The sequence below is a fragment of the Paenibacillus polymyxa genome (assembly GCF_018614975.1).
Classification (GTDB): Bacteria; Bacillota; Bacilli; order Paenibacillales; family Paenibacillaceae; genus Paenibacillus; species Paenibacillus polymyxa_E.
Genome location: NZ_JAGGNR010000048.1, coordinates 44,512 through 52,929, shown reverse-complemented (window position 1 = coordinate 52,929; position 8,418 = coordinate 44,512). Strand labels below are relative to the sequence as shown.

Here is an 8,418-nt window from a genome sequence, read left to right as displayed (position 1 = left end):
TTTACAAAGGGTACACTTTAATGCACAGTGGGGTTATTTTACATACAAGGTGTTCAATGAATAATTATCACAAATGTAAATATATTAACTTAAAGGTATTTATATCCATTTACCCCAATTACGATGCGTTCGAACCACTTTGTTCATCCGAACTTCCCGTGGAGTCATTAAAAACTCGCAGTCGCTCCTCAATATCTCCGCTGGTGCGTAGGGCGAAGCACTTTCGTGCTTCTTCTTTGGCAGCCGATGCGGTTGTGTTCAGCACTCTGTGCTTCACACGTAACAGGGATTGTGGAGACATACTCAAGTGGCGAATGCCAAGCTCCAACCAAAGCGGAATGGCACGTTCGTCCCCTGCCATCTCTCCGCACACACTCACATCAATTCCAGCCGTATGAGCCGCATCTGCTGTCGCACGAAGCATCCGCAGAACAGCCGGATGATAGGGGTGATACATATGAGCGATCTGCTCATTCATTCGATCTACTGCCAGAACATATTGAACCAGATCGTTCGTACCAATACTGAAGAAATCAGCTTCCTCTGCGAGCAGATCAGCAATCATCACCGCTGCTGGAACTTCAATCATGATTCCCACCTGAATGTGAGGGTCGTATGATAATCCCCGCTCGTCCAGATCGGACATCGCCTCACGAAGAATCTCATTGGCCTGCTGAAGCTCTTCCACCGAAGAGATCATTGGATACATGATTTTGACATTTCCGGCAGCGCTGGCACGCAGAATGGCTGTAAGCTGTGTTTTGAAGAGATCCTTGCGGTCCAGACTAATCCGAATGGCACGGTACCCCAGAAACGGATTGTCTTCCTCAGGCAATTCAAAATAATCGAGTTGCTTGTCACCACCGATATCCAGTGTACGAATGACAACGGATTGGCCTGCTGTTTTCTCTGCCACAAGGCGGTACACCTCATACTGCTCCTGCTCACCCGGGAACGTAGCCCTGTCCATATACAAAAACTCTGTTCGGAACAAGCCTACCCCTTTGGCTCCTTGTTTCAAAGCAAGGTCCAATTCCTTCACCGAACTGATATTGGAAGCCAAGTGCAAAACGGCCCCATCTTTGGTTACGGCATCCACTGTAGCCAGGACTTGAAGTTGTTCCTTTTTCTTCAGTTGTTTGCTGCGAAGCATGGTATATCGTTCAATCGTCTTGCGATCCGGGTCCGTAAATACCAAGCCATTGTCACCATCCACCACAAGCATATCCCCTGTCTCTACCGGCATGCCAAGACTCGCTTCCAGACCGGAAACGAGAGGAATGCCAAGGGCACGAGCCATAATCGCAGAATGTGATGTTTTCCCGCCAATCAAGGTCACAATGCCTAGTACATGGGTGGGATTCAGATGCGCCAGTTGAGATGGCGACAGTTCTTTGGCAACGAGTACATACGGCTGGGTATCCGAAGGAAGTGTAATCTCCGGTGCACCGAGCAAATGCTTGAGCAGACGGTTACCCACATCCTTGATGTCAATGGCCCGCTCCTTCATATACTCGTCTTCCAGCAAGTCAAACATCGTGACAAAGTGATCAATGGCTTCTTTGACCGCCACTTCTGCTGCCTTATATTGACGCTCGATAATGCCGCGGATTTCGTTCATGAATACCGGATCTTCCAGGATTGCCAGATGTGCATCAAAGATACTGGACTCCTCTGGACCAACAACTTCCTTGAACTCATTTTTGATATATTCGATCTCATCCTTTGATGTCCGTATGCCCTCATACAGCCGTTCGAACTCTTGGGCGAGATCCACCGAATCCATCTTCTGATCCGGCAGATCCCATTCCCAACTGGGCAGGACAAATGCTTTGCCGATGGCTATGCCTGCAGCTCCGTTGATGCCTTGTATCTTCATTCTACCCCTCCAACGTTCCTGTCATAGAGCACCACGGACATAACGGATGCCTGACCTTTCTTAACTTGCTTAAATGGAGCAAAACTCCATGATTTTACACGATCCGGATTCGTAATTACCATTGGTGTTGTTAGTGACGCCGCTTGCTCGCGGAGTACTGCCAGATCAAACTTGATCAACAACTGCCCTGGCTCCACCGTATCGCCCTCCTGAACAAAAGCTTCAAAATGGCCTTTCAACTGAGAGGTATCGATGCCGATATGCAGTAACACCTCAAGACCCTCACGGGTGGAAATACCCAAGGCATGCATGGTCGGGTACAAGTGCATAATCGTTCCGTACACGGGTGAGACCAGCTCTCCCTTTTCCGGAACAAAGGCTACCCCATCCCCAACAAGCTTGGCTGCAAAGATCTGATCCGGCACCTCTTCAATCGGGAGCATTTTGCCCTGAACGGGGGCACAGAACAGCACCTGTTGCAGATCTCTTTCCAGCAGCTTCGCGATTTCTTCCCGAATCAATTCCGAGTAGGTCCCGAATACCACCTGTACGTTACCGCCACCCAGCTTGATCAGTCCAGCAGACCCCATACTCTTCATGGCACCCGTGTCGATCAGGCGGTCATCATGCACAGTCAGGCGAAGACGTGTAATACATGCTTCAACCTGTACAATGTTACTCTTCCCACCCAATGCTTCGAGGATTAAAGGTGCCTGATAAGGGATGTTACCTACCCAATCTTCCAGCATGGAGCCCTCTTCACGTCCTGGTGTTGGAATCTTGAACGTACGAATCGCCCATCGGAACAGGAAGTAGTAAACCAGCCCATATAGTATGCCAATCGGAATGAGCTTCCAAGCATTTTCCGATAGATGGAAATTGAGTATGTAATCAATAATACCTGCGGAGTAAGAAAATCCATGTCGGATATCAAGCCAGTAACTAATCCACATGGCAACGCCGGACATCACTGCATGCACGATGAACAGATAAGGTGCTGCGAACAAAAAAGCAAACTCAATCTGTTCCGATACCCCGGTTAAAAAACAAACGAGTGCCGATGTGAGAAAAGTTTTCTTGATTTTCGGTTTCAGATCTTCCCTGGCTTCCTGAATAATAGCAAAGGCTATTGCCGGAATGGCAAACATCATGACGGGAAACAAACCCGCCATAAAGAATCCTGCTGTTGGATCACCTGCAAAAAATCGGGGCAAATCCCCTTGCACAATGTTACCATCAGGCGTTTCAAACGTCCCTAACTGGAACCAAAACACATTGTTAAGCAGGTGATGAAGCCCGAAAGCGACCAGCACCCTGTATAACACTCCGTAGATGAACAGTCCAAACCCCCCGAGACTGTATTCCCAGGTAGCAATGCCGTTCAATCCATGCTGTAGGATCGGAGCGATCCATAACATAAAACAGGAGAACAATGCCGAACAGAGTCCGACAATGAGCAAAACAAACCTTGAACCTCCAAAAAATTGTAAAATTTCAGGCAGTTTAATGCTTTTAAACCGATTATGCATCCCACCGGCAAGCGCGCCGAGTATGATTCCGATTAAGGAAGCGGGCTGAACGGTGCCGTCGCTGAAATTGCGAGTCACCTGATCATATATCACGATACCAGCCAGCGCAGCGAGTCCCGCTTGTCCGGCCTGGTTGGAGAGTCCCAGTGCTACACCGACAGCGAACAAATACGGTAAGAAATAAAAAATACCGTGTCCGGCCACGGTCGACACTTCACCGACAATATCCAATCCCCAGGCGTCCCAAGGTAGACTGCCAACACTGAGCAAAATTGCGGCGGCGGGCAGGACCATTGTAGGCAGCATTACCGCTCGTCCGAGCTGCTGCAAGGATCCGAGCCAATTCATGGCGACCTCTCCTTTCTATCCTAGATGGTAAGCTTTACGCAACGTTTTGTCAAAGAAAATTAGTAACCAATTGGTAATTAATACGGCAAAAATAGCACAGAAAAATTCCCGTCAACTTCAAGTTAACGGGAATCATCCTAGATACATTCAATTGGGTGCAATCAGGAGATCATCCAGTCACAGGTGAACGGACTTCTCAGCCGCGTCCAGCGCCGCGCAGAACGATGGAATCCTCTACCTTGATACAACGATTCGTTACCGCTGTCATGCCGTTCTCTGCAGCAATCTGGACCGCTTCATCACTATGGATGCCAAGCTGCAGCCACAGCACATTTGCTTTGATGGCAGCGGCGTCACGAGCGACATCCGCGCAAAACTCATCGCGACGAAACACATTGACGATGTCTACTGGCTCTGGAATATCCGCGAGTGTGGCATATACCGTCTCGCCAAGAATTTCACCTTGCACCTGTGGATTAACCGGGATGATGCGATAACCTCTGCTCTGCATGGCTTCGGCCACCATATAGGAAGTTCGATCCGATTTGTCTGATAAGCCGACGACTGCGATGTTGCCTGCCTTGCGCAAAAGTTGTCCAATTTCTTCACGAGTAGGGTTGTTAAATTCCATGTTCAAGCACCATCCTTTTCTGATTAAAGTGCGTGTTCAAAAGACTGAATTTCAGTTGTTTACTCTTTTACCCATTGAACCGAGGCGCCAAGCGCCTGCAAATGATCGAAATATTGCGGATAAGACTTGGCTACATGGTGTGCATCCCGAATACGAAGCGGCTCCTTGGAACGCAAACCAACGACTGTAAGCGCCATAATTACGCGATGATCGTAGTGAGCGTTAATCTCAACGCCGCCTTCAACGCCTTCCGGACGTCCGTGTACGATAATCTCGGCCTGACGCTCTTCAACGTTCGCTCCTGCCTTCCGCAGTTCGTTCAAGTAATCGGTGATTCGGTCACATTCCTTGTAACGCAGGTTCTCTACATTATAGAACCGTGATGTGCCTTCCGCAAACACTGCTGCGGCTACCATAGCCAAAACGGCGTCCGTCGCGGCATCCCCGTCGAATTCGATCGCTTTCAATCTGCCATTACCTTGAACGTGAACAACATCGTTCTCATGTGTCAATGGCACTTCCATCATGCGCAGCACGTCAACGATGGCACGTTCACCCTGTTTGCTCTGCTCCATCAGGCGCAGAATTTTCACATCAGACTGTGTAACCGCTGCTGCGGCAAGAACGGCTGCCGAGCCCGGGTAGTCCCCTTGAACCGTGTAAGTCGTCGGCTGGTAAGCCTGTCCACCTGGTACACGGAAGGACATGTAATCATCACTTGCTTGGATAACGATGCCTGCCTGCTCCAGCACTTCCAGCGTCTGTCCGATAACCACCTTGGACTTCAGGTCATTCAACACTTCGATGGTGCTGTCTTCTGCAAGCAACGGCGTAACAAACAACAATGCACTCAGATATTGGGAGCTGACGGAGCCGGATACACGAATGTGTCCACCCATGGCATTGCCACCCTTGATTGTAATCGGCAAACGTCCTTGTTCGTGCTGTACATCTACACCCAATTGACCAAGCGCATCGATCAGGTCATCATGCGGGCGTTTGCCCAGCGAATCCGGGTACGTATTCACAAATGTAACGTCAGGGCAGAGCGCTGTAACTCCCATCAGGAAACGAAGTACAGCACCTGCATTCCCCACATTCAACTCACGCACATCACGGGGATGACTGCCAAAGCCCTGGATCACAATCTTGCTGTCGTCTTCTTCAAGTACTGCCCCCAGATCACGAATACATCTGCGCATGGCATCACTGTCTTCACTGTGTGCCGGGAAATGGATGGTACTTGTGCCTTCTGCCAGCGCAGCAGCCAGCAAATAACGAGTAGTGTAGTTTTTGGAGGACAGAGCCCCGATTTCCCCATTCAGGGTAGGGGTTGGTTTAACAATAACGTCCATGGATGAAATTCTCCTTCATTGATTATATTGTGGCCAAATTGACATTCCGTGCATCGCTTGGGTATCATTATAGCGTTAAGTCCATACAGAAAAGAGGACCTGAATATGACACAAATAGCTGAAATTGAAACGTCTGAGCTGCGCCGCCGTTTACAGGCGGGAGAGAAGCTGCAGATGATAGACGTCCGCGAGGACGATGAAGTCGCGCAAGGCATGATCGAAGGAGCCAAGCATATTCCGCTTGGACAGATTCCGGACCGACTGTCTGAGATTGAGAAATCAGGTGAGATCGTGATCATCTGTCGTAGCGGGTACCGCAGTGAGCGTGCATGTGATTATCTGCAGCAACTGGGATATGAAGGCTGTACAAACATGGTCGGCGGTATGCTTCAGTGGCAACAGGAAGACTAGAGAAACCGGAGCGAGCGAAGTCATTTGTAACCTTTAAACTCTACTCCCAGAAACGGGCCTGTATGGCCCGTTTTGTTATCTCTGCCCCCACCGATCAACCATTAAACTTCCACAATAACAAGCTTAGACGCGGTAATGCGCTAAAATTAAACGAGTCACTTCAGCAGCGGATAACTCGGTTGTATCCACCGTATAATGTGCGAACCGATATGCGTCTTTCCGTTCTTCCATAATCGACTTGATGCGTTCCTCTGTATTGCCTGCAAGAAGCGGACGATTTTCGCAGCCGCTAACACGTTCTACAATCACTGCCGGGTCAGCAGTCAGGGCAACAACCCAACCATTCTTCGACATCACGTCACAATTATCCGAACGCAGCACCACGCCACCTCCGGTCGCTATGACCTGTGACTTCTTCTCCAGCACCGAGCATAACATGCGGCTCTCGGCATCACGGAAATACGTCTCTCCCTTGCCAGTGAACAATTCTGGAATTGTACAGCCTTCCTCTTTTTCCACCGCGGCGTCTACATCAATCAATCGATAACCAAGCTCGCGTGAAAGCATGTCAGCGACGGTTGATTTGCCGGTCCCCATCATACCAATGAGAATAATATTGTTAGACTTGCTCAAGGTGTACACTCCTTTAATTCAAGCAATTCGTGAGCACTTTTGTCCTATCATAACACAGCCCTGCGGACTGGGAAAGACCAAAAAGAGGCCTGGCTTTAACCGGCAATCACCGGAACGCCAAACCTCTTTTGAGCCTCTTAGCAGGCCAAGCTCCTGCTTAAGACCACTTTAGCCAAGCCTCATCGATTCATATATGTGGTACTACTCCATCCAGTTGTGGTGGAAGCTGCCTTCTTTGTCCACACGTTTGAATGTGTGAGCACCGAAGTAGTCACGTTGTGCTTGCAGCAAGTTTGCTGGCAAACGCTCTGTGCGGTAGCTGTCGTAGTAAGACAGTGCGCTGGAGAAACCAGGTACTGGAACACCTTGTTGTACAGCCGCCGCTACAACTTCACGCCATGCGTCTTGATAAGACTCAACGATGTTTTGGAAGTAAGGATCCAGGAGCAGGTTTTTCAGAGCTGCGTCTTTATCATAAGCTTCCTTGATGTTTTGCAGGAACTGCGAACGGATGATGCAGCCACCACGGAAGATCATGGCAATATTGCCGTATTTCAGATCCCAGCCATACTCGTCGGAAGCTGCACGCATTTGTGCAAATCCTTGTGCGTAGGATACGATTTTACTTGCGAAGAGGGCTTTACGCACGCTCTCAATGAACGCTTTTTTGTCGCCTGAGAACGCTTCAGTCGCTGGCCCACTCAGGATTTTGCTAGCTGCTACACGCTCGTCCTTCATCGCAGACAGGAAACGGGAGAATACGGATTCCGTGATCATGGACAATGGAACGCCGAGATCCAGCGCACTTTGGCTTGTCCATTTACCTGTTCCTTTTTGTCCAGCAGCATCCAGAATGACATCAACCATTGGTTTGCCCGTTTCCGGATCGTATTTGGAGAAGATATCTGCTGTGATTTCGATCAGGTAACTATCCAGCTCTCCCTGGTTCCATTCCTTAAAGATCGCATGAAGCTCTTCAACGGAAACGTTTAATACGGATTTGAGCAAGTGGTACGCTTCACCAATCAACTGCATATCTCCGTACTCGATACCGTTATGCACCATTTTCACATAGTGTCCGGCACCGTCTGGTCCAATATATGTACAACATGGATCGTCACCGACTTTGGCTGAGATCGCCGTCAGGATCGGTTCAACCAGTTTATAAGCACTTTCCTGTCCTCCAGGCATAATCGAAGGGCCTTTCAATGCGCCTTCTTCACCACCGGATACACCTGTACCAATGAAGCGAATGCCTTTGTCTTCCAACTCTTTGCTGCGACGTTGCGTGTCAGGGAAGTATGCGTTCCCTCCATCAATGATGATGTCACCCTCATCCAGGTGAGGAAGCAGTTGCTCAATGGTAGCGTCGGTCGCTTTGCCTGCTTGTACCATGATCAAAATTTTGCGCGGGGATTCCAGGGATGCTACGAACTCTTCAATGGAGAATGAGCCTGTCAGGTTTTTACCTTCAGCTTCTTTCAGAAGATCATTGGTTTTCTCCGGGGAACGGTTATATACCGATACTGAGAAACCTTTGCTTTCAATGTTAAGGGCCAAATTTTTGCCCATGACAGCCAGGCCAATTACGCCAATTTGTTGTTTTGTCATCTGGTCCTCCATCCTTTGCTC

Annotated in this window: 7 protein-coding genes; 1 reads left to right on the top strand and 6 read right to left on the bottom strand. The window is 49.2% G+C overall.

All coding sequences use genetic code 11. From position 1 onward, the window contains the following. Positions 1-118: 118 nt before the first annotated feature. The 4 genes from ptsP to aroA form a co-directional block, all read right to left on the bottom strand. Entirely contained in the window at positions 119-1,879 is a 1,761-nt protein-coding gene (ptsP, locus tag J7E78_RS26745) for a phosphoenolpyruvate--protein phosphotransferase (protein WP_215079552.1), read from the bottom strand. Next, positions 1,876-3,756, bottom strand: coding sequence for a glucose PTS transporter subunit IIA (locus tag J7E78_RS26740; RefSeq protein WP_215079550.1), 1,881 nt, complete (start codon positions 3,754-3,756; stop codon positions 1,876-1,878). The genes ptsP and J7E78_RS26740 overlap by 4 nt, the downstream gene beginning before the upstream one ends. 196 nt (positions 3,757-3,952) lie before the next feature. After that, positions 3,953-4,387: a CoA-binding protein gene (locus J7E78_RS26735; protein WP_091014241.1), complete on the bottom strand. Its 435-nt coding sequence runs from the start codon at positions 4,385-4,387 to the stop codon at positions 3,953-3,955. A 59-nt stretch (positions 4,388-4,446) separates the two neighbouring features. Further along, positions 4,447-5,742 (bottom strand): 3-phosphoshikimate 1-carboxyvinyltransferase, encoded by a 1,296-nt coding sequence (aroA, locus tag J7E78_RS26730; protein ID WP_215079548.1) that lies wholly within the window; start codon positions 5,740-5,742, stop codon positions 4,447-4,449. Positions 5,743-5,847: 105 nt separating this feature from the next. Between aroA and J7E78_RS26725 the strand changes: the two genes are divergently transcribed. Next, entirely contained in the window at positions 5,848-6,153 is a 306-nt protein-coding gene (locus J7E78_RS26725) for a rhodanese-like domain-containing protein (RefSeq protein ID WP_215079546.1), read from the top strand. Between the two features lie 123 nt (positions 6,154-6,276). On the opposite strand, the gene J7E78_RS26720 is transcribed toward J7E78_RS26725, so the two are convergent. Continuing rightward, positions 6,277-6,786 (bottom strand): shikimate kinase, encoded by a 510-nt coding sequence (locus J7E78_RS26720; RefSeq protein WP_251035282.1) that lies wholly within the window; start codon positions 6,784-6,786, stop codon positions 6,277-6,279. Positions 6,787-6,987: 201 nt separating this feature from the next. Further along, complete coding sequence (gene gndA, locus J7E78_RS26715; protein ID WP_215079544.1) at positions 6,988-8,397, bottom strand: NADP-dependent phosphogluconate dehydrogenase; 1,410 nt, start codon at positions 8,395-8,397, stop codon at positions 6,988-6,990. Positions 8,398-8,418 lie beyond the last annotated feature (21 nt).